This window comes from Streptomyces sp. NPDC051322 (assembly GCF_040689485.1).
Taxonomy (GTDB): Bacteria; Actinomycetota; Actinomycetes; order Streptomycetales; family Streptomycetaceae; genus Streptomyces.
On record NZ_JBFBAK010000004.1, the window covers coordinates 419,025 to 444,366 of the forward strand.

Sequence of the window (25,342 nt, forward strand, 5' to 3'; positions counted from 1 at the left end):
CGACCGGTGCGCGAAGATGGTGCGCATGACTGAGCCGCAGCGCAGCGAACCGCCCGTGACCGCCGATGAGCGCACGATGCTCGAGGGGTGGCTGGAGTACCACCGGGACACCTTGGCCATGAAGTGCGCGGGGCTCGACGACAAGCAGCTTCGTACCGCGTCCGTGCCCCCGTCCGAGCTGTCCCTGCTCGGTCTCGTACGGCATATGGTCGAGGTGGAGCGCGGCTGGTTCCGCAAGGTGCTGGCCGATGAGGAGACCCCGCCGCTCTACTACAGCGAAGAGGACCCGGACGGGGAGTTCCATCTCACCGAGGCGGACACCTGGGACGAGGCGTACGCCACGTGGCGGGCGGAGATCGCCCACGCCCGCCGACTGGTCGACGGCCGTTCGCTCGACGACTTGTCCACGGGCCGGCACCGCAGTGGCGAGCAGTTCAATCTGCGCTGGATCTACACGCACATGATCGAGGAGTACGCCCGCCACAACGGGCATGCCGACCTTCTCCGCGAACGGATCGACGGCGTCACCGGCGATTAACCCATGTCACTCATGCGGGCATAATTCTCCCCTCTGACTCGCCGAACCGGTGGTTCACGCAGCAGAGTTGGGTGAGTGCACCGAACGAAGATCATCGCTATCGCCCTGCTGGGCGCCGCGGTCTCGGCCGTCACTGGTTGCGTGGCCGTCCCCGCCGGTCCCTCTCCCGTACCGTCCCCGCAGACCGGCCGTCAGACGCCGGACGTGAGGCCACAGATCGTGCAGGGACCAGGGACGGAAGAGCTGGGGACGGTAGCCCCGGCGCCTTCGCCGACCCGTCGGCCCGTCCCCGCCGCGCCGCGGCCCGTAACACCGCGGCTCGCAACACCGCGGTCCGGACCAGCAGCGGGCGAAGGCCCCGCCGAGCGGGTCCGTCCACGGCCCGTGCACTCCGGGCACCGCGCGGCCCGGCTGCTACCGCCGCACGCCGCCCCGCGACCCGCGGCCACCGTCGACGTCTGTGCGCTCGGCAAGACGTACGGCGGCTGGCGACCGGACAGCCCGCAGGCGCAGATCTGCCGCCGGACGTACGGGAACTGAGTCCGGCCGGTGCCCGCGGCGCCGGGCGTCACTCCGTCAGCCGCCACTCAAGACGGTCGATCGCCGCGCGGATGCCGTTGCCGTACCCGTCGTCGGCCAGGGCGTCCGTCGCGGACCGGGCACGGGCCAGGTGGTCACGTGCGGCCTCGCTGCGCCGCAGCTTCAGGTAGTCGGCGGCGAGACTGAGGTGCAGCGACGGATAGAAGCCGCGGACGGCGACAGCGGTGTCGTGCCGGGCGACCCGCTTGTCGTCGAGCGTGTCCGCGGCCGCCAGTGCCCGCAGATCCCAGAGCAACTCGTCCTCGGGGTCGTCCTGGGTGTCCGCCATGTAGTGCGCGAGAGTGCAGCGGTGCAGGGCGTCACCCGTCTCCGCGATCTCCGTCCACAGGGCCCCGAACCGGTTACGGGCCTCTTCCCGGTCCCCGCCGTGCAGCAGCATGATCACTTGGCCGATCCTGGTCATGACGGCGTCCTCCGGCCCGTCCTGCTGCGACTGCGCCACTGCTGCCTCCTCCGGCCGTGCACGAATACGGTCGCTCCGCGCTACTGCCGCGCTCTTGATCGCCCCCGGTCAGCCCAAGTCCGGGATACGCCAGTCGATGGGCTCGTGCCCCTGTGTGGCAACCGCTTCGTTGATCCGGCTGAACGGCCGGGAGCCGAAGAACCGCTTCGCGGAGAGCGGGGAGGGGTGGGCGCCCTTGACCACCGTATGCCGCTCCTCGTCTATCAGCGGGAGCTTCTTCTGCGCGTAATTTCCCCAGAGAACGAAGACTGCGGGATCCGGCCTCGCCGCGACGGCACGGATCACCGCGTCCGTGAACGTCTCCCAGCCCTTGCCCTTGTGGGAGTTGGCCGCCGAAGCCCGCACCGTCAGCACCGCGTTGAGCAGCAGCACGCCCTGCTCGGCCCATGGCATCAGATAGCCGTTGTCCGGGATGGGATGGCCGAGGTCATCCCTCATCTCCTTGTAGATGTTCCTGAGCGACGGAGGCGTCCTGACGCCCGGGCGCACCGAAAAACACAGACCGTGCCCCTGGCCCTCGCCGTGGTAGGGGTCCTGACCGAGGATCAGCACCTTTACCCGGTCGTAAGGCGTGGCATCCAGAGCGGCGAAGACCTCTTCACGCGGCGGATAGACCGGCCCCTCGGCACGCTCTTCCTCGACGAATTCGGTGAGCTCCTTGAAATAGGGCTTCTGCAGCTCTTCGCCGAGGACGCCGCCCCAGGACTCGGGCAGCATGTCGATTGCGGTCACGTCCACGAACCTCCGGTGTGCGATGCGTTCTGATCAAAGAACCTACCGGCGACCACTGACATCGATACCCGGAGGCAGCGACCCCGGGCGGTGGCCCGGGGTCGCGCGGTGAGCACACGGAGGGCGAGCAGCCGGGTCAGGCGACGCCCGCGTTGAGGAAGATGCCGCCGTCGACGACCAGTGTCTGACCGGTGACCCAGCCCGACTGGTCGGAGGTGAGGAAGGCGGCAGCACCTCCGATGTCCTCGGGCACGCCGAGCCGACCCAGCGGATAGGCGGCTGCCGCTTCCGCCTCGCGGCCCTCGTACAGTGCCTCGGCGAACTTGGTCTTCACCACGGCGGGGGCGATGGCGTTGACCCGGACGACCGGAGCGAACTCATGGGCCAGCTGGAGGGTCAGATTGACCATCGCCGCCTTGCTCATGCCGTACGCACCGATGAACGGCGAGGCGGAGACTCCGGCGACCGAGGCGATGTTGACGATCGCCCCGCCGTGCTCCCGCTGCCAGGCCTTCCAGGTCTGCTGGGCGAAGCCGAGCGCCGAGATGACGTTGGTCTCGTAGACCTTGCGGGCGACATTCAGGTCGAGGTCCGCCATCGGGCCGAACACCGGGTTGGTACCGGCGTTGTTGACCAGGAAGTCGACGCGGCCGAAGGCCTCCATGGCGCGCTCGACCGCCACCGCCTGGTGCGCCTCGTCATGCGCCTTTCCGGCGACACCGATCACCCGGTCGGCGCCGAGCTTCTCCACCGCCGCCTTGAGCGCGTCCTCGTTGCGGCCGGTGATGCAGACCCGGTCTCCGCGGGCGACGAGCGCCTCGGCGATGCCGTATCCGATCCCGCGGCTGGCACCCGTGATGAGTGCTGCCTTCCCGCTGTCCTGTGCAGTCATGTCTGTTGTTTCCCTGTTCAGTTGAGCGGGCCGCCGGCGACATACATGACCTGGCCCGAGACGAACCCCGCGTCCTCACCGGTGAAGAAGGCGATGGCGTTGGCGATGTCCTCGGGCCGGCCGACGCGCTGCACGGGGATCTGGGTGGCCGCGGCCGCCTGGAACTCCTCGAAGCCCATACCGACGCGGGCGGCAGTCTGGGCGGTCATCTCGGTGACGATGAAACCCGGGGCAACGGCGTTGGCGGTGACGCCGAACTTGCCGAGCTCCTTGGCGAGCGTCTTCGTGAAGCCCTGCAGACCCGCCTTGACGGCGGAGTAGTTCGCCTGACCGCGGTTGCCGAGAGCGGAGCTGGACGACAGGCTGACGATCCGGCCGAACTTGGCGTCGACCATGTGCTTCTGCACGGCCTTGGCCATCAGGAACGCGCCCTTGAGGTGCACGTTCATGACCATGTCCCAGTCGGACTCGCTCATCTTGAAGAGCAGGTTGTCGCGCAGTACGCCGGCGTTGTTGACGAGAATCGTCGGAGCACCGAGCTCGGCCACGACCCGCGCCACCGCGGCTTCTACCTGAGCGCTGTCGGAGACGTCACAGCTCACCGCGATGGCCTTGCCACCGGCGGAAGTGATCTTCTCGACGGTGTCCTTGCAGGCGGCCTCGTCGAGGTCGAGTACGGCGACGGCGCGGCCTTCCGCCGCCAGACGTACCGCGGTGGCTGCGCCAATACCGCGCGCCGCCCCGGTCACGATGGCAACGCGCTGCTCGGTGGTGGACATGCTGGATCTCCTCGCCCTCGGATCGCGGCCCTCGATCACTGAGCGACCGCTTAGTACCTTCAGCAGACGAGACGCTAGAAGGCCTGGCACCCCGTGTCAACGCCACGCCGCGTCAACGGTGAACGTCACACCCCGGTCGCCGACCCGCTCAGCGCACCAGGAGGTCGAGCAGCCGCTCGACCTCCGCCGCCGGATCCGCGGTCAGTCCGGTATGGACGGGCCCCGGCTGAACGACCGTCGAGCGTGGCGCGATGAGCCACCGAAAGCGCCGCCCGGCGTCGTCCGGAGCAGCCTGCCCCGCGGCGCTGCCGCCGTGGCAGATCCCTTCGACGGCACGCAGCGCGGCCCGTACCCCGAGGACATCGGCGTGCGGATCCAGCAGCGTCAGCTTCGCCTCGTCAAGGTGCGTCCGGGCCGCAACGAACGACTTGGCGCGGCAGTAGACCATCACCCCCGCATTGAACACCTCTCCGCGTTCCACCCGGGGCATCACACGCACCAGTGCGTACTCGAAAACGTCCCGATCGTTCATCGGACGCCACCCCCGTCCGACGTCTCGGCGGTCTTCTCGGCGGAGTCCTTGACCGGATGCGGCCAGGGAGTGTCCTGGCCGGTGAGCCAGCCGGGGGCCTGCGAGGGTTTGGTCTCACTCTGCGGCCCGAAGACGATTCCGGTGTGGATGCCGGCGGCCCGCTCCAGCAAGACCTCCACGTAGGCGCGGCGCAGTGCGTCGGTGGTGTCGAAACCCGCCTCGCTGTCCAGCCAGGCGTCGGGGATGTCCGCCGCGACCTCGGTGAGCAACTCCTCGGTGACCAGCGGGGCCAGCTCGGCGGCAGCGGCCGCCACATCCGGCTCGAAGGGCGCCAGCACGTGATCGGACGCGTCGTACGGCTTGGTGCCGTAGTTCTTGGCCGAGGGCCAGTTGTGGTGCCAGATCATGGTGGCGCCGTGGTCGATGAGCCAGAGATTTCCGTGCCATACCAGCATGTTCGGGTTGCGCCACGAACGGTCGACATTGTTGATCACGGCGTCGAACCACACGATCCGCCCCGCCTCCACGGGGTCCACCTGATAGGCCAGCGGGTCGAAACCCAGCGATCCCGGCAGGTAATCCATACCGAGATTCAGACCCCCGCTCGCCTTCAGCAGTTCCTGCACCTCCTGGTCCGGCTCGGAGAGTCCGATGACCGGATCCAGCTGCATCTGCACCAGCTCGGGGACGCGCAGGCCCAGCCTGTGGCCGAGCCGACCGCACACCACCTCGGCGACGAGTGTTTTGCGGCCCTGTCCCGCGCCGGTGAATTTCATGACATACGTGCCCAGGTTGTCGGCCTCGACGATCCCGGGCAACGATCCGCCCTCCCGCAAGGGCGTGACGTAGCGGGTGGCGGTGACTTCGGTGAGCATTTCCCCAGGCTATACGGCTCGGCTTTCTGGACATCACCCGATTTGCCCAGGGGAGAATCACCTCGGGCCGATTCAGGCGTGCTGTTCCGCCGCGGCGCAGGTGTGACACACGATGCGTCGCACGTCGCGGGGCATCGCGGTCAGACCACTGCCATGCGCTGATCCCCGCCGTCAAACGGGTCTACCTGGACCCGACACCGCGTCGCCACGGTGTTTGAACCGCTGTCGTCCAGCCAGAAATGGCCCTTCGGGGACGCCGGAAAACAATGGGGCCCGTTCCCGGGAGCGGGGCCGACCCTTGGGAGTCGTCCGGGCTGGTGAGAAGATGCCGGACATGGACATCCGAAACAGGAACCGCATACGCGTCGTGGGCCCCCAGAACGGGCCGACGGTGGTGCTGGCCCACGGGTTCGGTTGCGACCAGAACATGTGGCGCCTTGTCCTGCCGACCCTGGCCGAGCACTACCAGGTGGTGCTGTTCGACTACGTCGGCTCCGGCGGTTCGGACCTGTCCGCCTGGAGCCAGGAGCGTTACACATCGTTGGAGGGGTACGCCCTCGATGTCATCGAGGTCTGCCAGGAGCTGGATCTCGAGCGGGTGGCGTTCGTGGGGCATTCGGTCAGCGCCATGGTGGGTGTCCTGGCCGCACGGGCCGCGCCGAAGCGGATCGGGTCGCTGGTGATGGTCGCTCCGTCGCCGTGCTACATCGATGACGGAGACTATCGGGGCGGTTTCAGCGCGGAGGACATTGACGAGCTGCTGGCCTCGCTGGAATCGAACTACCTGGGCTGGTCCTCCACGATGGCTCCGGTGATCATGGGCAATCCGGAGCGGCCCGAGCTGGGACAGGAGTTGACCCACAGCTTCTGCGCCACCGATCCCGACATCGCGCGGGTCTTCGCCCGTACCACGTTCCTGTCCGACACCCGCCAGGATCTCAAGAGCGTGAGCGTCCCGACGCTGGTGCTGGAGTGCGCCCAGGATGTCATCGCCCCCCGAGAGGTCGGCGCCTACGTGCACGCCGCGATTCCCTCCTCCCGCCTGGTCACCTTGGACGCCACCGGCCACTGCCCGCAACTGAGCGCCCCCGAAGCCACCGCCCAGGCGATCACCGAGTTCCTGGGACACTTGCCGTGATGTGCCGTGCTGGACGGGACCCGGACTTCGAGACCGGTGACGGGGCCGACACGAACGCCATGTTCACCGCCCTGCTGGAGGACAGTGCCGAGGAGCTGTACGAGTCCGCTCCGTGCGGATACCTGTCGACGCTGATGGACGGCACCATCGCCAGGATCAACTCGACTCTGCTGGGCTGGCTGGGCCTGACGAGCGAGGCCGTAGTGGGCCGTATGCGCTTTGCGGATCTGCTGACCGTCGGCGGCAAGCTCTACCACGAGACCCACTTCGCCCCGCTGCTGGGTATGCAGGGTGAGATCAGCGGCATCGCCCTGGAGTTGAAGACCGCCGCGGACGCCCGTCTTCCGGTACTGGTCTCCTCCGTGGTCAAACACGGTGACGAGGGCGAGCCGCTGCTGATCCGCACCACTGTCTTCGACGCCTCCGACCGGCGTGCTTATGAAGAAGAACTCCTGAGCCGCAGCCAGGAAGCCGAACAGGCCCGGCAGGATGCGGAGGAAGCGCGTCGGCAGGCGGAGGCCGACCGGGCCCGTCTGACCGACGCGCTCACCGTTCTCCAGCAGGCACTGCTGCCTCCTTCTCTGCCCACGGTGCCGGGTCTTGATGCGGCCTCCTACTACCACACCGCCTCCGTCGATCAGCTCGGTGGCGACTTCTACGACCTGTTCCCCCTCAGCGGCACACGCTGCGCGTTCTTCCTCGGCGACGTCTCCGGCAAGGGCCCCCGCGCCGCAGCCGTCACCTCGCTGACCCGCTACACCCTGCGCGCCGCCGCTCTCCACGACCCCGAACCCGCCACGGCGCTGGCCACGCTGAACGCCGTCCTCCACGAGCGCTACACCCACAGCGGCGACCCGCGCTACTGCACCGCCATCTTCGGCATCCTCGACATCGACACCGAAAGCGGCCACACGACCGTCCGCCTCGCCTCGGGCGGCCACCCCTCGGCTCTGGTCCTGCGCGCCGACGGGCACACCGACTTCCTGCCCACCCCCGGCGGCATGCTCGTCGGGGCGCTGCCCGACGCTTCCTTCACCACCGCCACCGCCACCCTCACCCCGGGCGACAACCTCCTGCTCTACACCGACGGCCTCACTGAAGCCCGCACCGGCCCCGACCGCACGGCCCTGTACGGCGACGACGCACTGCGTACCTTCGCCGCATCCCACGCCGGGGCCTCGTGCGATCAGGTGATCACCGCGTTGAGCAGCCTGCTGGACAGTTTCGGCGACGGCCTGGACGACGACACCGCCCTGCTCGTCCTCGGGGCTCCCGCCACCCGTCCGCATCCCCGCCCGACTACGAAGAACCCATGATGAGCCCGCTGAACATCTCGGCCAAAGATGCCGCCACCGGCCCGGTACTGGAAGTGACCGGCAACCTCGACTTCGAGCACGCCACCGCCCTGCGACAGCAGATCGAGCGCCTCACCCTGCGCCGGGGCCAGCGTCTCGTCCTCGACCTGGCAAGTATGGAGTTCTGCGACTCCAGCGGCATCGCGGTCCTTATCGCCGCCCGCCGACACGCCGTCGCTGCCGGTGCCGAGCTCGCCCTGGCCGCTGTCCCCGCCAACACCCTGCGCGTCCTGGCCATAGTCGGCCTCGACCAGGTCTTCACCTTCCACCCGGACACCGCCACAGCGACCGCCGTCTGAACCCGCGGCGCGCGCATGCTCTACGCGGACGGGGGTAAGCGACGAGTCGTCGGCCCATCAAAAGGCAGAGGTCGGGCCGACGGTGATGAAGGAGAGAGGCATGACGGTAGCAGCGATATCGCAGGCGGGTACTGACATACGTATCGTTGAACTGCCGGAAGTGGCCGACCCTGGGAAGGTCGCGCCGAAGGACGCGCGGGCACTGTCCAAGCTGTTCTTCGAGCAGCTGGGGGTGCTGGAGGAGGGCACGCACGAGTACCAGTACGCGCGCAACACCCTCATCGAGATGAACATCTCCCTGGTCCGCTATGCGGCGGGGCGTTTCCGCGGTCGCGGCGACGACATGGAGGACATCGTCCAGGTCGGCACAATCGGCTTGATCAAGGCGATCGACCGCTTCGAACTGTCCCGCGAGGTCGAGTTCAGCACCTTCGCCGTCCCCTACATCGTCGGTGAGATCAAGCGGTTCTTCCGGGACACCTCCTGGGCGGTCCACGTGCCCCGCCGCCTGCAGGAAGCACGGGTGGAACTCGCCAGGGCGAACGAAGAATTGGGCAGCCGCCTGGGCCGTACGCCCACGGTCAAGGAACTGGCCGAGCTGATGGGCCTCACCGAGGAAGAGGTCATCGAGGCACGCCTGGCCGCCAACGGCTACAACTCCTCCTCCCTGGACGCCGCGCTGAACGGCGACGAGAACGGCGAGGCGGCCCTGGCCGACTTCGTCGGCAGTGAGGACCCCGCGATGGAACTCGTGGAGGACTTCCACGCCCTGGCCCCGCTCATCGCCGGCCTGGACGAGCGCGACCGGCAGATCATTCACATGCGGTTCGTCGAAGAGCTCACCCAGTCCCAGATCGCTGAACACCTGGGCTGCTCCCAGATGCATGTCTCCCGTCTGCTCTCGCGCACGCTGACGCGGCTGCGCGAAGGCATGCTCACCACTCGCTGAACCACAGAAGGGCTCGGGGCGGTTCGGGCACCGGTGTGCCCGAACCGCCTTCTGCCGTGCAAGCACGAAGGGAAACCGTGGTATGAGCGAACACTCCGAGAACCGGACGGCCGGCACATCCGGCCCGGCGGTCGATGCCCACCTCGAGGTTCTGCTCCGGCTGGTGGCGTCGCAGCCGGACGCCAGGATGGCGATTTGCCTGACGACATCCGGCGGCATCATCGGCGGCCAGCTGGTCAGCCCGGTGACCTGGGCGGACCGTTGGGAGGAGGTGGTGTCCGAGGCAACGGCCCGGCAGGAACGGTCCGAGCTGATGGCCCAGTTGCCTCACACGGTCCAGGACGCCCTACGGCAGATGGGGGCCGAACCCGACGGGCGGCAGTCCTTCATCCATCTGGTGGACGCCACCTTCATGTCCGCCCCGACAGCACCCACCGCGCCGGTGTGGCGCGGCCGGGTCAGCGACATTTCCGGCTGGTCACTGGGCTCCCCGTCCTGATCTCTCGACGCCGGTGGCACAGGAGGCGCCTGACGGTTACGACCCTCCGGTCTCCGAGGAGGTCACACCATCAGGCGGCCGATGGCCTGCGGGTCCAGGCCGGTCAACTGAGCGATGCGCGGCGCGTCGATCCCCGCGGTCAGCGCCCGGTGGACGAGAGCCTCCCAGTCCTGGGTCGTCTCCCGGAACTCCAGCAATTCGCCTTCCATGTCCGTGACGGACTGTGGCGCGCACTCCTTCCGGACCCGCCACGTCTCCTCCTCGCTCAGCGGCACCGGCAGGCGCTCCGCCTCCTCAGGGATGAGCGCTTCCGCCTCGGCGGGAAGGATCCGAACCTGCTCGGAGGAGAGGGAGACGTCGTGGGCCTGCAGCCAGCCGTGCACGGCCGGTGTTTCCGCGCACTCCACAACGCCGACGGCGGCAAGGGCCGCCCCCAGCCGTGGTTGCCGGTCCGGGAGGAGGAACAGGTAAGCGTCGTCGGCCATGCGCGGAATCGCCTTTTCAATCGGACATATGCGGCGCACTGATGCTAGCGCCCCGTGCGCGACAACCCTGCCCCCGCGCACCCATCGTGGCGCCCGGGCAGAGCGCGCTGCTTCGCCGGCCGGCCAGGACGCCGCCCGAACCATGGCCGGCGGTAGCTGCCCCTTGGCTGTATTAGTCACGCCCGTGCCAGTCGAGGCAGACGACCATGGCGTCGTCTTCCGATTGTGAGGGGCCGCGGTGTCCCGACACTTCCTGGAGGATCGCGCGGGGGACTTGTGAGGGGGGCAGCAGTCGAGTGTTCATCGCGGCTCGGGCCAGAGCCCTTTCGATGTAGCGCTCCCCTTGTGGGGAGGCGACGTCGTAGACGCCGTCACTGACGAACAGCAGCCGGTCGCCGGGCATGACCTGAAGGCGCTGCACGGTGTAGGGGGTCTCTTCGAACATCCCCAACGGCAGCTGGGCCTCCAGGTCAACGGGTTCGAAGGTGCCTTTGCGCATCCGCCAGATTTTCGGTGACCCGGCGTCGATAATCTCCACCAGGCCGGTGGAGAGCTCGAAGCGCAGAAGGAGTGCGGACAGGTGGACGGCGCCTCCGTGTTGCCCGTAGAGAGCCTGATCGGCAAGGCACGCCTGGTCGGCGAGGCCGAGGCCGGCGCGTCGGGCGTTCCGGAGAGCATTGATGGCGAGGTTGGTGAGCAGGGCTGCTTCGATGCCTTCGCCCATGCCGTTGGTGACCGTCAGGGTGAGGTGATCAGCCGACGTCGACCAGTCGAAGTTGTCACCGTAGATGGCATAAGCGGGTTCCAGCTGGGCGCCGAGGTCATATTCGGGGCGGGAGCAGGAACGGCCCGGGAGAAGCTGCCACTGCATTTCCGCGGCGAGCGTGAGCCGTTCCGCTCGGCGGGCCTGGACGTAGACGTCGGTGTCGCGTTCGGCAACCATGATCTCGTGGCCGAGCACCTCTGAGATGTCGGCGAGTTCTCGAATGACCTCGGGCGTTCCCTGGTCGGGGGGCAGAGTGACGCACAACACGCCCAGGCGATCACCGCGCACGGTGACGGGCAGATGCACCGTGACGCTCGGCGGCCGATCGCTCGAACGCACGTATGGTTCTTGAGCGCCGAAGGCTCTGCCGGGTGCGCTGTTGTGGACAGAGACCGGTTCCGCAGTGTACGGGAGAGCAGAGACCGGTTGGAGTATCGTCATGGCGTAGTCAGCCATCAGCAGGTCCACGATGGTGGCCGCGTAATGCTTCACCAAGGCGTGGCGTACCGCATCGAGAAGCTCATGGGGGGCTGCAGTACGCAGGGCGCGCTCTGCAGCCGAAAATCTGTCCACCGTACGCGACTGCTTTCTCGAATGACGTGTCCAGCGCTGGACACCGTCCGGGTCATGGAGCTGACAAGTCTGATTGGGAGCGTCACAGTATGGCCGTTCATCCCGCTGATCCCCACACGCGGTCCCAGGATGCGGCCGAGGTGGCACGCGAAGTGATCGAACTGCTTGACGTCCTGCTGGAACACGGACGCGACGCAGCGTCCACAGCCCCCGTGTCTTCGTCGCAACTGCGGGTCATGTACATCCTGGATCGCGGTGAGGGAATCAATCTCCGCACGCTGAGCGAGGTGCTGGGGGCGACGCCGTCCTCGGCGAGCCGTCTCTGCGACCGCCTGCAGGCGGTCGGGTTCGTACGGCGCGGATCAAACCCCCTCAATCGCCGAGAGGTGGAGCTGAAGCTCACCAGCCGCGGCCGTTCGCATCTTTACAGCCTGCGCGCTCGCCGCGAGGAGGCGCTCCTGGCCACTGTAGCCAAGATGGACCCCGGGGCACGCGGGGCACTGCTCGATGGCCTCGCAGGCTTCAGGAAGGCGGTCGACGACGAGACGGGGCTGCACCGGCCTCGGATGGATCAGCCGGACGCCTCGCAGTCGGCCTGAACTGCTGGAGCTTCCGCCGGCTCACCGTTCGAAATCTGACTAATACCTGCGGCATGGAAAGTGTTTTTCCCGGCGAGAACCGGCCTGGAGTGCCGAAAGTGCCCATTCACCCGGAGGAGCCCGGCCGCTGTCGCTCAACTCGGCGGGCCGCAGTGTGGGATAGCGTTCAATTCGTGGGTACACGGTATTTCACTGCTGCTCAGGGAGACCAGCTAACGCAGAGCTCCCCTGCCCCGGGGGGTTCCTGTGCGTTGGGGGTCGTGCCGGACGACGGCGGGCGAGCCTCGCGGGGCTCGGAGGCTGAGCCCGACTTCGCGGGGTTGACAACACTCGCTAACATTTGCCGAACGACAACAATTTTCCGGGCTCAGCGGTAGCTGTTCCAGCACGTCCGGTCCCGGTGGATCGGGCCCGCGGCCAGGGCCTCGTAAGTGAAGGGCATCCGAGTGGGTATCAGCGAGACCGTGATACGGCAGCGTGTCAGCAGCGCGTTGCATGACCTGGGTGACACGGTTGCCGACCGCTGGGTTCAGCTGCAGTTGCAGCAGAGCGAGATGGGCGAGAGCGTCAGTGAGGCGGAACTGCGGGAAGAAGCGGACGCGTTGGTGGCCGCCCTGGCTTCCAGCCTGGACAGCACGCTGCCCGTGGATCGTGTCGTCACCGCACACCCCGAGTTGAACCAGGCGGTGACGGAGTTCTCGCTGCGCCGGGCCCGTGGTGGTGCCTCCCCCACGGCCACGTCACTGGCAGTCCTGGCGCTCAAAGAGGCGCTGCTGGAGTCCGTGCAGGAATCGGTGGAGAGGAGCACGGAACTCTACGCGATCGCTCTGCTGGTCAACCGCCTTCTGGATGCCGCGGGCGCGCTGTCGTTCGAGACGTACGTCGAAGGGCGGGAAGAGATCATCCGCCGTCAGAGCCGACAGTTGCTCGAACTCTCCACCCCCGTCGTGCGCTTGTGGCATCACGTCCTCGCAGTCCCGCTGATCGGGACCCTGGACACCACCCGCACACAAGTGATCATGGAGAATCTACTGCAGGCGATCCAGGACCACGAGGCGCTCGTCGCCATCATCGACATCACGGCCGTCCCCACGGTGGATACGGCTGTTGCTCAGCATCTGATGCAGACCGTCAACGCGGTGCGCCTCATGGGCGCGGACTGCGTCATCAGCGGCCTCCGGCCCCCCATCGCTATGACCATCGCACAGCTCGGGATCGACCTGTCCACCATCATCACCAGGGCCACCCTCGCCGACGCCCTGTCCGAGGCGATCAAAATCACCGGGAACGGCTCACCGCAGAGCGAAGCCGCGGTGCCCCGATGAGCACCCCGATGGCAGGTGTGCCGATCCTGCGACTGGGGAGCGTGCTGGTGACCGGGCTTCTCAACGAACTCGACGACAAAGCGGCCACGGCTTTCGCGGACGAACTGACCGAACGCATTGCCGCAGACGAAGCCCAGGGCGTCCTCATCGACATCTCCCGGCTCGAGCTCATCGACTCCTTCGTCGCCCGCATGCTGATGGAGCTGACGACCATGGCACGGCTGCTGGGCGCACGCGTCATCGTGGCGGGCATGCGGCCTCCGGTAGCGATCACCCTGGTCGAGCTGGGCCTGCAACTGGCCGGGGTGGAAACCGCCCTCAACGCCGAACAGGGCATGGCCTCCCTGGGATGGAAGCAGAATCTACAGCTCCCCGAAGGGGCGCCCCGTGCCGCTCTCCGCTGAAAACACAAGCACCCTGGCGACTCGCCGGCCCGGCGAGAGCGACCGGTGCGAGCCGTCCACTTTCCCGGTACGCACGGAAGAGGATCTGCTGACGACCCGCCATGCTGTCCGCGCTGCCACCCTCGCCGTCGGCTTCGGCATCGTGGATCAGACCCGCGTGGTCACCGCTGCCAGCGAGCTGGCCCGCAACGCCTACATCCACGGTGGTGGCGGCACCCTCACCGTCGAGCACCTTCAGGGCTCCCGCGGCCGCGGACTGCGGCTGACCATCAGCGATGACGGACCCGGTATCGCGGACGTCGAGAGCGCCCTCACCGACGGTTACACGACGGGAGCAGGACTCGGTCACGGCCTGGGAGGTGCACGCCGTCTCATGCACGAGTTCGACATCCGCAGCACACCGGGCGAGGGCACCACGGTGACCGCCACGCGATGGACGGCTCCGTGACACCGACGTCCACGGTGTCGACGGTCCAGATCCGGATCGATCACCGCAGCGCCGTTCACCTCGCGGCTGCGGCAGCTCGCACCCTCGCTCAGCAGTGCGCGATGCCCGGGGCCATGCCGGAGCAGGCCGCGGTTCTGGCTTCCGAACTGGCCAGCAATCTCGACAAACACGCCAGCGGCGGCAGTCTTTACCTCCAGCCGATGCTGTTCGGCGGCGGCCTGGAGATCCTCGCTGCCGACCACGGCCCCGGCATGCCCGATCTGCGCAGGGCACTCACGGACGGCTACACCACCACGGCCACACTGGGAGCGGGACTGGGAGCAGTCGGCCGCATCGCGACGGATTTCACCATCCGCACCCAACTCGACACCGGCACCCGGGCGTGCGCCCGACTCACCACACCCGGCACCCCACACCCGGGCCAGGACATCGGCTCCATGTGCCTGCCCGTCGAAACCGAACAAGACTGCGGTGATGCCTGCGCCGCCGCCGACACCGGGGGCGCCCGCACCGTCATCGTCGTCGACGGACTCGGACACGGCCCCCGGGCAGCCGAGGCCGCACAAACAGCCCTACGCGTCTTTCACCGGGCGCCCGACCACCCGCTGGCGGAAATCCTCACCACCATGCACCGCGCTCTGCGCCACACACGTGGCGCGGCCGTCGGCGCCCTGCGGCTACGGCCCGAGCAGGCCGAGTTCTGCGGCATCGGCAACATCCGCGCCTCAGTTCTCTCCCACCACACCGCCCACCACCGCCTCACCGGCCAGCCCGGCGTCGTCGGCCTGAACATGCCGGCCCCCCGGACCCACAGAATCACCCTGGAACCGGGTGCCACGACCGTGCTGCATTCCGACGGCATCGATGAGCGCTGGACGCACTCACCCTCCCGCTTCCTGCTGGGTCTTCCGCCCAGCCTGCAGGCCCTGTCCCTCGCACACAGCTACCGGCGAACCCGCGACGACGCCGGCGTCCTCGTCGCCAAAGCCCCGGGAAAGCTTGATGCCTGACACCTACCAGGAGCTGCCGCCGCTGCGCCGCACGGTGCGACAACTCGCCGCCGCACACCGGCTGCCCGCCGAGCTCAGGGCACGCCTGGTGCTGTCCGTCAGCCTTCTCGCCGGCCAACACATGGAGGCAGGGCGCGCCGTCACCCTCAGCACCTGCTACGAAAACGGCCCGCAAGAAGCGACGATCTCCCTCGCCGTGACCCTGCACTGCTCCGAGTCCTCCGCCCCCCTCCTGCTCCCGGACCTGCCGCTGCCCGCACAGGCCGTGTCCCAGGACACCGCCGCCTGGCACATCCCCCTGACTGACCCGGCGCAACCGCCCGGCGCAGCCATGACGGAAGCGGACGCCATGGAAGAAGAGCTACGAGCCGCCCTCGCCCGTGCGGATTCGTTCGAGGCCGAACACCGACGCCTCAAACACGAACTCGCCGAAACCAACAGCGGGGTCCTCGCCCTGTACGTCCAACTCGAGGAACGCGACGAACAAATCCGCAAAGCCCACGGCCGGATCCTGCAAGAACTCGAAGACGCCCTGCGTCCGCAGCCGATCAAGGTCGACGGCCTGGAACTCGCCGTGCACTACGAACCCGCCGACACCGGCGCACCCACCGGCGGAGACCTCTACGACTGGTTCGCGATGCCCGACGGCACGGTCCACATCACCGTCGTGGACGCCCTCGGACACGGCATCACCAGCACCCGCAGCGCCCTCAACGTCACCCACGCCGTACGCACACTCGCCCTGGAGGGCCATCCGCTGCAATCGATCGTCGCCCGCACCAACGAGATCCTCATGCCTCTGGACCGCGAGCTCATGGCCACGGTGCTCCTCGCACGGATCAACCCCTCGACAGGCGACCTGCACCTGGCCAACGGAAGCCATCCGCCGGCCCTGCTCGTACGCACCGACCACACCTGCGAGTACCTCGAAGCACGCGGCCGGGGCATCGGTTACCCCCTGCCCGGCAGCGACGGACTGCACCACGCCCGCCTGAACCCGGGCGACCTGCTCCTCCTCTACACCGACGGTCTCACCGAAAGCCGCAGAGACCCGCTGGAAGGCGAAGCCCGGCTCCGTACCTCCGCCAGGCGACATCTCGACAAGCCGATAGCGGAAATCCCCGGCGCTATCGCCGACGACATGCTCACCGTCATACTCCACCCCGACGACACCCTGGCCCTCACCGCCCGCGTGGAAGACCGCCGAAGCCGGAGTGATCTCCCAGCAGCTCACCGTGATCGATAGGGCCTGCCAGCAGGGCGAGGTTGGACAGCCACAGCCAGATCAGGGAGACCACGACGCCGGCCAGTGATCCGTACAAACGGCTGTAGGTGCCCAGGAGTGCGGTGTACCGGGCGAAGCCGGCGGATACGGTCAGCCACAGGACAGCGGCCAGGTCGCCGCCGGGCAGGCTGTGGTCGCGGCGACGTGCGAGTGCGGGACCGGTATGGAAGACGACCACGACCAGCACGGCCACGAGACACAGCAGTACCGGCCAGCGTGCCAGGCTCCGGAGAAATGCGGCTGGGCCTGGGGGGAGTCAGTGCACGTGCTGGATGTGGTGTGAGTGGTGTGAGTTGTGGCTGAGTCGTACGCGCGCCTCCAGGTGGTACGGGGCGACGGCCCGTTCGGCTTCCGCGGTCACGGTGGTGAGCACATCGAGGACTGCTTCCGGGTCATCGGCGGCTCCGTACGAACATCTCCCGCAGGTCTTGCACCTGACCGCCGCCCTCCAGCCAAGCGCCTGCCGCGTAACCCACGCCGCCCAGGGCCGCGACGAGCAGGAAGGCACCGAAGCCGCCGAAGTAGCCGGCGAAGGCCAACGCCATCCCTGCGATCATTCCCATGAGTGCTCTGCTCATTGTTCATCCACCTCCGCGCGGTGTGGCCCTACGCGACACGGGTTTCGCCCGGCGTACCGTCGTCGTCCTCGGGCAGGTGGACGTCGTTGACGGTGATGTTGCCGGCTCGACGCGTTCGCCGCCACCGGCGTGTTCTGCTGCGTGGTCATGGCAAGATCCCTCCGTCGAGCGCCGTCATCAGCCGACGCCGCGAGCTGCTGTCACTTGGATAGACACCACCCGGCGACGGTTGTTACTCACCTTCCCGGAAATTGTTCTGCCGGCCGCCTCCTCCTTGGAGCAATGCCGCGTCACAGAACACCGGCTGTGCCGTCCAACGAGTAGGACCAACGAGAGGAGCCACCCCGTGTCGGCGGACCGCACACCGATCAGGCCGCCGGATACGCAGGCCGGTCTCGACGACGCGCTGCTGACGGTACGAGCGGCGGAGGGGGACGAGGAATCCTTCGCCGTCCTGGTACGCCGTCACGCCCCGGCGCTGGTCCGGCTGGCCACTCGGCTGCTCGGCAGCAGATCCGAGGCGGAGGACGCCGTGCAGGACGCGTTCATCAGCGCCTGGCGCAGACTGCCCGAGTTCCGCGGTCAGGCCTCCTTCGGCACCTGGATGTACCGCATCGTCACGAACCGATCCCTGAACACCCTGCGCGCCCGCCCACCCCAAGTACCCCTGGAGGCAGTCAACGAGATGGCCGCGCCCGAACACACCGTCGCCCCCGACCGGATCGCCGAAGCCCGCGCCGCGGTGCGCGACGTGCACCAGGCTCTGTCGGGGCTGTCGGCCGAGCAGCGCACCTGCTGGGTGCTGAGAGAATTGGACGGCCAGTCCTACGCATTCATCGCGGACACGGTCGGTATCACCCAGCAAGCCGTCCGCGCCCGCGTCTTCCGCGCCCGACGATACCTGACCGACGAACTGGGGGACTGGCGATGACCACCCGCATCTACCCGCCCGGCTCCCCCCCGCCCGATGACTCCGACGACGAAGAGCTCCCCTGCGGACGGCTGCTGTCGCAGGTGTGGAGCGCCTGGGAAGACGGGGCCACCGACACCCACCAACGCACCTGCCTCCACTGCGGTGAGGCGAGGCGGGACCTGGAGGAACTGCAGACCACCGTCCGGCAGCTGCGCGACGACGCCGACAGGTCCTCCGGCTTCGACGCTGCTGCGCTGGTGCAGCGCGTCATGGGCGTCGTGCGTCTCGAACTGCGGCCAGGACGTCCACTGCCCCTGGGCGAGCCGGGCGACAACATGTGGATCATGGAGTCGGTCGCGGCCCGCACCCTGCGTGCCGCCGCCGAACAGGTACCGGGCGTCCGTGCAGGCTCCTGCCGGATCACGCCGGACGTAACTGCCGCCACCGGTCGGGTCACCGTCCGTCTCGGCATCTACGCACCGCTGTCAGCCCCCGATCTGCGGGAGCTGGCCGACCGGGTCCGCCGCGCTGTGCAACAGGCCGCCGATCAGCGCCTCAGCATGGACATCGCCGGTATCGACGTCCACATCAGCGACCTGGTCGAGACGCCGGGCGACAGCACCGGGAAGGGGGCCGACCGTTGACCCAGCAGGCTGTTCCGACCGAGGCACCGGCCACGGCGGTGCTGGAGGTACCGGGCGTCGCCTTCTTCAAACCCTGCGTGGCCCAGCGGCTGCGCTCGGCGCTGCCACAGCCGGCCCGGCGACCGTGGGCTGTGGAAGATCGACGTACAGATCGTCACACGTGCCGAAGCCCGATCCCTCGACGTCACCCGGGCCATCCGGAGCGCCATCGATGCCTGCCTCACGGCGATGGCTCCGGCGGAAGCCACGTACATCACCCTCACGGTCACCGGCATCGTGTGATGCGCCCTTCAGACGGGCGGCAGGCCGCTTCGAGCGGTTCATCCGGGCCACAGCCGCATGGATCGACGGAGCCACCGACCAGACCGCTGCCTGGGATGTCAGCGCCGTGCTCAGCGTGGTGGCCGACACCGTCGGCGAAGACCTGATGAACCGGATCCTGCTTCAGCTCCCTGCCGGTTACGACCTGCTGTTCGGACGCCCGAAGCCGGCCTGACTCCGCGAGCGAGGTGTCACCGCCAACCGTCCGGTGTACTGGGGCTCGTACAGGCCGTAGCCGTAGGGTGCCTTGATCTGCTCGCCTCAGGGGCCGCCACGACGAAACCCATGGAGACCGATGGGCCTCACTGATTTTCCCCGCCAGTTCGCCAGAACCCGTCGCTTCGCTCTCGGCGTCCCCCAGCAGTTCACCGTCTCACCCGACGGTGAGCGGGTGCTGTTCGTACGCTCCGCTTCCGGTACCGAACCACGCGAGCTGCTCTGGCTGCTCGAGAACGGTCAGGAGCGGTTGCTCGTCGACCCGCCGCCCTCCTCAGCGGGGGTGCACGGCTACGCGACCGACCGGGCCGCGCGGCTGGCCGTCTACGCCATGGACGGCGCGCTGTGGACCGTGACAACCGACGGCGGCGAGCCGCCGCGGCGGATCCCGGCGGCCGGCCCGGTGACCGCGCCGCGGCTCTCCCCGGACGGGGCGATGATCGCCTACGTGACTGATGGCGCCCTGCGTGTGGTGCGGGCCGACGGGACGGGCGACCGGCTGCTCGCCGCCGAGGAGGACCCGGCGGTCACCTACGGTCTGCCCGATTACGCGGCGAGCGCCTCCATCGGCAGATCGGGCGGCTTCTGGTGGTCTCCGGACAGCGATGCGCTGCTCGTCGCCCGGGTAGACACCTCGATGGTGCGACGGCGGTACATCACGGACCCGGCCAACCCCGGTCTGCCACCCCGGTCGTTCCCCTATCCGGCCGCCGGAACCCCGAACGCGGAGACGTCGCTGCTCATCGTCACCATCGACGGAGAGCGCACTCCGATACGCCTCCCGGGCAGCGCGCAGCCGGAGCAGGCAGCGCCGGGGACCTGGCACGCTCCGGCCTTCGAGTACCTGGTGGCCGCGGACTGGCAGCGCGCAGACCCCGTCGTCACCCTGCACACCCGCGATCAGCGCACGGCCTGGTTGCTGGCCGTCGACCCGGCCACCGGTGAGGTGGAGCCGTCGTACCGGCTGACCGATCCGGCGTGGGTAGAGTTCCAGCCGGGCATACCGCTGCACACGGACGCCGGGGTTGCGGTCGTCCCCTCGGTCCGGGCGGACACCCGGGGTATACGGGTCGGCGACACCGTCAGCCCGGACGGACTCCACATCCGCGAAGTACTGGGCGCGGTCGGTGAGCGGGTCTTCTTCACCGCCAGTGAGGAGCCGACGGAGACTCATGTCTGGTCGTACGACCGGGAGAGCGGCTTCGTCAGGCTGACCGATGAGCCCGGCGTGCACACCGCTGCCGCCGGCGGTGGCACCGTCGTCATCGACAGCAGCACGGCGGACGGCCGGACGGTGACGGTGCGGCGGGACGGCGAGCCGGCCGGTCGGATCGGGGTTCTCGCCGAGGAACCGGTGGTCGCCGCCGCCCCGGTACATCTCGTACTCGGCGAGCGCGCGCTGCGTTCCCGGCTCCATCTGCCGTCCTGGTACACCCCGTCGCAGACACCGGGAAGCGGTCCGCTGCCCGTACTGCTCAGTCCGTACGCCGGACCCGGGATGCAGGTCGTCACCCGGGCCCGGAGGTGGTACACCGCCGTGTGCCAGTGGTTCGCCGAACAGGGCTTTGCCGTGCTGGTCACCGACGGCCGCGGCACGCCGGGGCGGGGTGTCGCCTGGCAGCAAGCGATCATCGGCGACCGGCTGGGCCCTGTCCTGGAGGACCAGATCGACGCACTGCACGCGGCCGCCGAGCGGTACGACCTTGATCTCGGGCGAGTGGCTGTCCGGGGGTGGTCGTTCGGCGGCTACCTGGCTGCGGGCGCCGTCCTGCACCGGCCGGACGTCTTCCATGCGGCGGTGGCCGGAGCCCCGCCCACCGACCGACGGCTGTACGACACGTACTGGGAGGAACGCTTCCTCGGCCACCCGGACGTCCAGCCCGAGGGGTACGAACGTTCCTCGCTGCTACCGCATGCCCATCGGCTCAGCCGGCCGCTGATGCTGGTGCACGGACTGGCGGATGACAATGTGGCCCCGGCACACACCCTGCAGCTCTCCGCGGCGCTGCTCGCCGCCGGCCGGCCGCACGCCGTGCTGCCGCTGTCCGGGGCGGGGCACACGGTCGCCGCCCGGGAGGGCATGGCGGACAACCTGCTGCTCCTGGAACTCGATTTCCTCAAAAAGTCATTGAACATGTGAACAAGCCGCCGCCGCTTCCCGTACCCCTTCGGGAACCGGCCCGTCCGACGGCCGGCTGTTGAAGGGAAACCGGCATGACCGCAGCACAGGAACCCTCGCACGCTTTCGACCGCAGGACCGTGGTGGCGGCGGTGGGTGCGACCGGGATCGCCGCCGTGCTCACCGCGTGCGGAGGTTCGGACCAGGCGGGTGCCTCCGAGGCGGTGAAGCCGGCCGGTGGCGGCGGCGCCGCGGCCGGCAGCGGCGCCGCTCTCGCGAAGACCTCGGACATTCCGGAGGGCGGCGGAAAAATCTTCGCGGACCGGGGCGTTGTCGTCACCCAGCCGACGGCGGGCCAGTTCAAGGCGTTCTCGTCCAAGTGCACGCACCAGGGCTGCGCCGTGACGTCGATCGCGAACGGCACGATCCACTGCCCCTGCCACGGCAGTCAGTTCGCCGTGGCGGACGGCAGCGTGAAGCACTCCCCGGCCACGGAGCCGCTGCCGGCCGTGGCGATCAAGGTCACCGGGGACTCGATCACGCTCGCCTGAGCCGCCGTACGGCCGGCCCGGCCCGGGTCGGTGCTCCCTCGGTCAGCCGGTCAGCCGGTCAGCCGTCCCGGACGCCCGGCTGATCGGTGACTCCGGCGCCGGCCGTCAGCAGGGCATCCACCGCGGCCCTGATCGACGGCCTGCGGTCCGCGTCGGCGCGCCAGATCGCGTAGACGTGGCGCCGCAGCGCGTCCCGGACGGGGACCACCCGGACTCCGTCGGGCACCGGACCTCGCCCCAACCTGGGGGCCACCCCGACTCCGAGGCCTGCGGCGATCAGCGCCATCTGGGTGTGGTGTTCACCCGCCACATGTGAGATCCGGGGCTCGAAGCCCTTGCCGCCCAAGGTGAACATCAGCCATTCCCGGCAGAACTCGCCCTCCGGCCAGGTGATCCATTCATCCTGAGCGAATTCCTCCAGATCCACCTCGGCGGAGCCGGCAAGCCGGTGATCGGCCGGAACCGCGATGTCGGCGATGTCGTCGAGCAGCGCCCGCTTCGCCATCCCCTCGGGCATCGGCAAGGGCTTGTTGTACCAGTCGAGCACGACGGCAAGGTCGAGATCGCCGCGCACCACGCCACGGACTCCGTCCTCGCCCTCCAACTCCTGAGAGCAGACAGCGAGTTGTGGATGGCCGACGCGGAGTGCGGCGAGTGCGACGGGAAAGAGGCCGCGGGCCGCGGTGGGGAAGGCGGAGATCCGCAGATCCCCGACGACCCGTCCGCGCTGGGCCTCCAGATCGGCCTGGGCGACCGCTACCTGGGAGAGGATCCGCGCGGCGTGTTCGGCGAGCAGCCGCCCCGCGTCGGTGAGCCGCACCCCGCGGCCGTTCTTGGCGAGCAACGGCTGACCGGCCTCCCGTTCCAGCTTGGCCAGTTGCTGGGAGACGGCAGATGTGGTCACATGCAGACCGTCGGCGGCTCCGCTCACCGAGCCGTGCCGGGCTACCGCATCGAGGGTGCGCAGACGCTCCAAGTTCAACATGTAAGCAATACTAAGCGAACCGCTCCACGAAATCTCGCTTGTGCTACGAGGTGCGATCGTCGCACAGTGGTCCGCATGAGCACCACGCCCTCGCCCGCCACGCCGCCCGTACGTCTTTCTACGAACCCCCCGGCTACGATCCCCACGACTCCCCGGATGCCCACGACCGGGTCGGAGCCGGCTTCCCCGCCGGACGCCACCCCCACGCTCCGACGCGCGCTCAACTGGCGCACTCGTTTCGTGGTGCTCTCGCTCATCTGGGGCTTCAGTTTCCTGCTGATCAAGGTCGGCACCGACGGCTACGCACCGTTCCAGGTCACCTTCGGGCGGCTGTTCTTCGGCACCGCCGTGCTCGCGGGGGCGATCGCCGTCAAGCGGGAGCGCCTGCCTCGCGGGGTACGGACCTGGGGGCATCTGACGGTGGCGGCGCTGTTGCTCAACGCGGCGCCGTTCTCGCTCTTCGCCTACGCGGAGCAGACCATCCCCTCGACACTCGCCGGGATCTGCAACGCCACCTCACCGCTGTGGGGCATGGCCCTGTCCCTCGTCGCGCTCTCCGAGGACCGGCCCACCCGGCGCCGTGTCGCGGGACTGGGTATCGGATTCCTCGGTGTGCTGACCGTCCTCGGGGTCTGGCAGGGCTTCTCGGGACTCGACTTCCGAGGCACGGCGATGGCCCTGCTCGCGTCGCTCTGCTATCCGGTCGGCTGGATCTACGTACGCCGCACGCTGGCCGGGACCGGGCACTCCAATGTCTCCATCATCGGCTCGCAGCTCTTCGTCGCTACCCTCGAACTCGCCCTGATCACTCCGCTGTTCACCAGCATGCCCACCTCGTTCCCGGTTCTGCCGCTGCTCGCGGTGGCCGCTCTGGGCGCCCTGGGGACCGGCCTTGCCGTGCTGCTGCAGTACGGCCTGGTGACCGAGGTCGGCCCGACGACCGCGCAGATGGTCACCTACTTCATTCCGGTGATCGCCACTGCCGCGGGTGTGGCTCTGCTGAACGAGCACCTCAGCTGGAACACTCCGGTCGGCGCGGTCGTCGTACTCGCCGGTGCGGCGCTCACCCAGAGCCGGCCGAGGAGGTCCCGGCAGCGGGACGCCGCGGGTCAGTCGTAGCGTCTGCCCGGCACGGGCGGCGCCACCGCCGATGCGATCGCATCGGCGGCCGGGACGATGTCGTCCGGGGCCAGGGCCGACACGGTGACGCGGATACCGGGGGGCGAGGCCGTCCGGAAGCGCGCGCCGGGGGCGACGGCCCACCCGGCGTGCAGCAGCCGGGAGACCGCGCCGGTCTCGTCGGGCACCGGCACCCAGACATTCATCCCGGTGCGGCCGTGGGCCTCGATGCCCCGCTCGCACAGCGCCCGTACCAGTGCGTCCCTGCGCCGCCCGTATGACCGGCCGACACCGGCCGGTTCCGGCCCTTCCGAGGACCAGAGGTGGACCACGGCCCGCTGGGTCACTCTGCTCACCCATCCGGGGCCGAGCCGCTGGCGGCCCCGTACCCGGTCTACGGTGGTCGCGTCCCCGGTCAGCACCGCGAGCCGCAGATCGGGACCGTACGCCTTGGACGTGGACCGGACGAAGGCCCAGTGGCCGGCGACCACGGCCAGCGGGTGCGGCGGGAGGTCGACGATGCCGTGGCCGTGGTCGTCCTCGATGAGCAGCACATCGGGACGCGCCCGCAGCACCTCGCGCAGAGCCTGTGCACGGCACGCGCTCACCGCGGCGCCCGTCGGATTCTGCGCGCGGACTGTGATGATCAGCGCGCGGGCCCCGTCCTGGAGCGCCCGCTCCACCGCTTCCGGCAGTGGCCCCTCGTCGTCGAGCGCGACGGGCACCGCGCGCAGCCCCAGGGCGGGGATCAGGTCGAGCAGTGAGCCCCAGCCCGGATCCTCCACCGCGACGGCGTCGCCCGGTCTCAGGTGCGCGGCGAGCACGCGCTCGATGCCGTCGAGTGAGCCCGACAGCACGGCGACAGGGCCGGCCGGCACCCCGGCGGCGTCGAGGGACGCCCGGGCGGACAGCGCCAGCTGCGGATCGACGGTCTCCTCGCCGTACAGCAGGGGCCGCTCGTCGTAGCTCGCCCCCGCTGCGGCGAAGGCGGGGCCGAGCTTCGGCAGCAGCGCCGGATCAGGATTACCCGACGCGACGTCCCGGACGCCGGCCGGAACATCGCGCCGGATGGCCTCGCGCGCGGTACTCGCGGGCCGGGGCCGCACCCGGCTGCCTCTGCGCCCCGCAGTCTCGATCACGCCGCGGTCGCGCAGCGTCCGGTAGGCGGCGGCCACGGTGTTCGGATTGACACCGAGATCCTTCGCCAACTCCCGCAAGGGAGGCAGCAGTTCACCGGGCTCCAGCGTGCCGGAGCCGATCGCGCGCTCCACGCTCGCGGCGATGTCCGTTGCACGGCGCCCTTCGATCCCATATTCTCCTAGCACAAAGAACACTATGCACTAGTGCAAT

General features: G+C 68.9%; 29 protein-coding genes and 2 pseudogenes. 19 read left to right on the forward strand and 12 right to left on the reverse strand.

Annotated elements, in window-relative coordinates; translation table 11 throughout:
* Window positions 1-25: 25 nt before the first annotated feature.
* Window positions 26-538, forward strand: coding sequence for a DinB family protein (locus AB0436_RS13070; protein WP_366467886.1), 513 nt, complete (start codon window positions 26-28; stop codon window positions 536-538).
* A 384-nt stretch (window positions 539-922) separates the two neighbouring features.
* Window positions 923-1,078 (forward strand): hypothetical protein, encoded by a 156-nt coding sequence (locus tag AB0436_RS13075; RefSeq protein WP_366467887.1) that lies wholly within the window; start codon window positions 923-925, stop codon window positions 1,076-1,078.
* 28 nt (window positions 1,079-1,106) lie between these two features.
* On the opposite strand, the gene AB0436_RS13080 is transcribed toward AB0436_RS13075, so the two are convergent.
* The 6 genes from AB0436_RS13080 to AB0436_RS13105 form a co-directional block, all read right to left on the reverse strand.
* Window positions 1,107-1,541 (reverse strand): hypothetical protein, encoded by a 435-nt coding sequence (locus AB0436_RS13080; RefSeq protein ID WP_366467967.1) that lies wholly within the window; start codon window positions 1,539-1,541, stop codon window positions 1,107-1,109.
* A 108-nt stretch (window positions 1,542-1,649) separates the two neighbouring features.
* Window positions 1,650-2,333: a uracil-DNA glycosylase gene (locus tag AB0436_RS13085; protein WP_366467888.1), complete on the reverse strand. Its 684-nt coding sequence runs from the start codon at window positions 2,331-2,333 to the stop codon at window positions 1,650-1,652.
* A 136-nt stretch (window positions 2,334-2,469) separates the two neighbouring features.
* Window positions 2,470-3,225 carry an SDR family oxidoreductase gene (locus tag AB0436_RS13090; RefSeq protein ID WP_366467889.1) on the reverse strand — a complete coding sequence of 252 codons (756 nt, stop codon included), beginning with the start codon at window positions 3,223-3,225 and terminating at the stop codon, window positions 2,470-2,472.
* 17 nt (window positions 3,226-3,242) lie between these two features.
* The gene (gene fabG, locus AB0436_RS13095) at window positions 3,243-4,004 is read right to left on the reverse strand and encodes a 3-oxoacyl-ACP reductase FabG (protein WP_366467890.1); all 762 of its coding nucleotides are present in this window, start codon (window positions 4,002-4,004) and stop codon (window positions 3,243-3,245) included.
* A gap of 148 nt (window positions 4,005-4,152) precedes the next feature.
* Window positions 4,153-4,536, reverse strand: coding sequence for a DUF3037 domain-containing protein (locus tag AB0436_RS13100; protein WP_366467891.1), 384 nt, complete (start codon window positions 4,534-4,536; stop codon window positions 4,153-4,155).
* The gene (locus AB0436_RS13105) at window positions 4,533-5,411 is read right to left on the reverse strand and encodes a HipA family kinase (RefSeq protein WP_366467892.1); all 879 of its coding nucleotides are present in this window, start codon (window positions 5,409-5,411) and stop codon (window positions 4,533-4,535) included. Before AB0436_RS13105 ends, AB0436_RS13100 begins: the two co-directional genes overlap by 4 nt.
* Before the next feature lie 334 nt (window positions 5,412-5,745).
* Here AB0436_RS13105 and AB0436_RS13110 point away from each other — a divergent pair, with 334 nt between their 5' ends.
* The 5 genes from AB0436_RS13110 (at window position 5,746) to AB0436_RS13130 (ending at window position 9,651) form a co-directional block, all read left to right on the forward strand.
* Window positions 5,746-6,549 (forward strand): alpha/beta hydrolase, encoded by an 804-nt coding sequence (locus AB0436_RS13110; protein WP_366467893.1) that lies wholly within the window; start codon window positions 5,746-5,748, stop codon window positions 6,547-6,549.
* Window positions 6,549-7,865, forward strand: a complete 1,317-nt coding sequence (locus AB0436_RS13115; RefSeq protein ID WP_366467894.1) for a SpoIIE family protein phosphatase — start codon at window positions 6,549-6,551, stop codon at window positions 7,863-7,865. Before AB0436_RS13110 ends, AB0436_RS13115 begins: the two co-directional genes overlap by 1 nt.
* Window positions 7,865-8,203: an STAS domain-containing protein gene (locus AB0436_RS13120; protein ID WP_366467968.1), complete on the forward strand. Its 339-nt coding sequence runs from the start codon at window positions 7,865-7,867 to the stop codon at window positions 8,201-8,203. The genes AB0436_RS13115 and AB0436_RS13120 overlap by 1 nt, the downstream gene beginning before the upstream one ends.
* A gap of 100 nt (window positions 8,204-8,303) precedes the next feature.
* Window positions 8,304-9,152: an RNA polymerase sigma factor SigF gene (locus tag AB0436_RS13125; protein WP_366467895.1), complete on the forward strand. Its 849-nt coding sequence runs from the start codon at window positions 8,304-8,306 to the stop codon at window positions 9,150-9,152.
* Between the two features lie 82 nt (window positions 9,153-9,234).
* Window positions 9,235-9,651 (forward strand): hypothetical protein, encoded by a 417-nt coding sequence (locus AB0436_RS13130; RefSeq protein WP_366467896.1) that lies wholly within the window; start codon window positions 9,235-9,237, stop codon window positions 9,649-9,651.
* A gap of 62 nt (window positions 9,652-9,713) precedes the next feature.
* Here the strand turns inward: AB0436_RS13130 and AB0436_RS13135 are convergent, their stop codons facing one another.
* Together AB0436_RS13135 and AB0436_RS13140 are read right to left on the reverse strand one after the other, a co-directional pair.
* Window positions 9,714-10,136: a DUF6003 family protein gene (locus tag AB0436_RS13135; RefSeq protein ID WP_366467897.1), complete on the reverse strand. Its 423-nt coding sequence runs from the start codon at window positions 10,134-10,136 to the stop codon at window positions 9,714-9,716.
* Window positions 10,137-10,308: 172 nt separating this feature from the next.
* Window positions 10,309-11,475, reverse strand: a complete 1,167-nt coding sequence (locus tag AB0436_RS13140) for a PP2C family protein-serine/threonine phosphatase (RefSeq protein ID WP_366467898.1) — start codon at window positions 11,473-11,475, stop codon at window positions 10,309-10,311.
* An 89-nt stretch (window positions 11,476-11,564) separates the two neighbouring features.
* Between AB0436_RS13140 and AB0436_RS13145 the strand changes: the two genes are divergently transcribed.
* The 6 genes from AB0436_RS13145 to AB0436_RS13170 all read left to right on the forward strand — a co-directional run bounded on the left by AB0436_RS13145 (window position 11,565) and on the right by AB0436_RS13170 (window position 16,507).
* On the forward strand, window positions 11,565-12,074 hold the full coding sequence (locus AB0436_RS13145; RefSeq protein ID WP_366467899.1) for a MarR family transcriptional regulator: 510 nt from the start codon (window positions 11,565-11,567) through the stop codon (window positions 12,072-12,074).
* Between the two features lie 446 nt (window positions 12,075-12,520).
* Window positions 12,521-13,399 (forward strand): STAS domain-containing protein, encoded by an 879-nt coding sequence (locus AB0436_RS13150; RefSeq protein WP_366467900.1) that lies wholly within the window; start codon window positions 12,521-12,523, stop codon window positions 13,397-13,399.
* Window positions 13,396-13,803, forward strand: coding sequence for an STAS domain-containing protein (locus AB0436_RS13155; protein ID WP_366467901.1), 408 nt, complete (start codon window positions 13,396-13,398; stop codon window positions 13,801-13,803). Before AB0436_RS13150 ends, AB0436_RS13155 begins: the two co-directional genes overlap by 4 nt.
* Window positions 13,804-13,816: 13 nt before the next feature.
* Window positions 13,817-14,251, forward strand: coding sequence for an ATP-binding protein (locus AB0436_RS13160; RefSeq protein ID WP_366467969.1), 435 nt, complete (start codon window positions 13,817-13,819; stop codon window positions 14,249-14,251).
* A complete protein-coding gene (locus AB0436_RS13165; RefSeq protein ID WP_366467902.1) occupies window positions 14,248-15,261 on the forward strand; it encodes a SpoIIE family protein phosphatase in 1,014 nt (337 codons plus the stop codon). The genes AB0436_RS13160 and AB0436_RS13165 overlap by 4 nt, the downstream gene beginning before the upstream one ends.
* Window positions 15,254-16,507, forward strand: a complete 1,254-nt coding sequence (locus AB0436_RS13170) for a PP2C family protein-serine/threonine phosphatase (RefSeq protein ID WP_366467904.1) — start codon at window positions 15,254-15,256, stop codon at window positions 16,505-16,507. Before AB0436_RS13165 ends, AB0436_RS13170 begins: the two co-directional genes overlap by 8 nt.
* Here AB0436_RS13170 and AB0436_RS13175 read toward each other — a convergent pair.
* Together AB0436_RS13175 and AB0436_RS13180 are read right to left on the reverse strand one after the other, a co-directional pair.
* Window positions 16,443-16,787 (reverse strand): annotated as a pseudogene (locus tag AB0436_RS13175) (YhjD/YihY/BrkB family envelope integrity protein); the annotation flags it as partial. The gene AB0436_RS13170 and the pseudogene AB0436_RS13175 overlap by 65 nt on opposite strands.
* Before the next feature lie 151 nt (window positions 16,788-16,938).
* On the reverse strand, window positions 16,939-17,124 hold the full coding sequence (locus AB0436_RS13180; RefSeq protein ID WP_366467905.1) for a hypothetical protein: 186 nt from the start codon (window positions 17,122-17,124) through the stop codon (window positions 16,939-16,941).
* A 346-nt stretch (window positions 17,125-17,470) separates the two neighbouring features.
* Between AB0436_RS13180 and AB0436_RS13185 the strand changes: the two genes are divergently transcribed.
* The 5 genes and pseudogenes from AB0436_RS13185 to AB0436_RS13205 all read left to right on the forward strand — a co-directional run bounded on the left by AB0436_RS13185 (window position 17,471) and on the right by AB0436_RS13205 (window position 21,888).
* Complete coding sequence (locus AB0436_RS13185) at window positions 17,471-18,055, forward strand: sigma-70 family RNA polymerase sigma factor (RefSeq protein ID WP_366467906.1); 585 nt, start codon at window positions 17,471-17,473, stop codon at window positions 18,053-18,055.
* Window positions 18,052-18,681, forward strand: coding sequence for an Asp23/Gls24 family envelope stress response protein (locus AB0436_RS13190; RefSeq protein WP_366467907.1), 630 nt, complete (start codon window positions 18,052-18,054; stop codon window positions 18,679-18,681). Before AB0436_RS13185 ends, AB0436_RS13190 begins: the two co-directional genes overlap by 4 nt.
* A 313-nt stretch (window positions 18,682-18,994) precedes the next feature.
* A pseudogene (locus tag AB0436_RS13195) lies at window positions 18,995-19,177 on the forward strand (DUF2267 domain-containing protein); the annotation flags it as partial.
* Window positions 19,178-19,297: 120 nt separating this feature from the next.
* Window positions 19,298-21,358: a prolyl oligopeptidase family serine peptidase gene (locus AB0436_RS13200; protein WP_366467908.1), complete on the forward strand. Its 2,061-nt coding sequence runs from the start codon at window positions 19,298-19,300 to the stop codon at window positions 21,356-21,358.
* A 74-nt stretch (window positions 21,359-21,432) separates the two neighbouring features.
* The gene (locus AB0436_RS13205) at window positions 21,433-21,888 is read left to right on the forward strand and encodes a Rieske (2Fe-2S) protein (RefSeq protein WP_366467910.1); all 456 of its coding nucleotides are present in this window, start codon (window positions 21,433-21,435) and stop codon (window positions 21,886-21,888) included.
* Between the two features lie 58 nt (window positions 21,889-21,946).
* Here the strand turns inward: AB0436_RS13205 and AB0436_RS13210 are convergent, their stop codons facing one another.
* Window positions 21,947-22,873, reverse strand: coding sequence for a LysR family transcriptional regulator (locus tag AB0436_RS13210; RefSeq protein WP_366467911.1), 927 nt, complete (start codon window positions 22,871-22,873; stop codon window positions 21,947-21,949).
* Between the two features lie 156 nt (window positions 22,874-23,029).
* Here AB0436_RS13210 and AB0436_RS13215 point away from each other — a divergent pair, with 156 nt between their 5' ends.
* Complete coding sequence (locus tag AB0436_RS13215) at window positions 23,030-23,992, forward strand: DMT family transporter (protein WP_366467912.1); 963 nt, start codon at window positions 23,030-23,032, stop codon at window positions 23,990-23,992.
* Here AB0436_RS13215 and AB0436_RS13220 read toward each other — a convergent pair.
* Window positions 23,983-25,317, reverse strand: coding sequence for an aminotransferase class I/II-fold pyridoxal phosphate-dependent enzyme (locus tag AB0436_RS13220; protein WP_366467913.1), 1,335 nt, complete (start codon window positions 25,315-25,317; stop codon window positions 23,983-23,985). The genes AB0436_RS13215 and AB0436_RS13220 overlap by 10 nt on opposite strands.
* Between the last annotated feature and the right edge of the window lie 25 nt (window positions 25,318-25,342).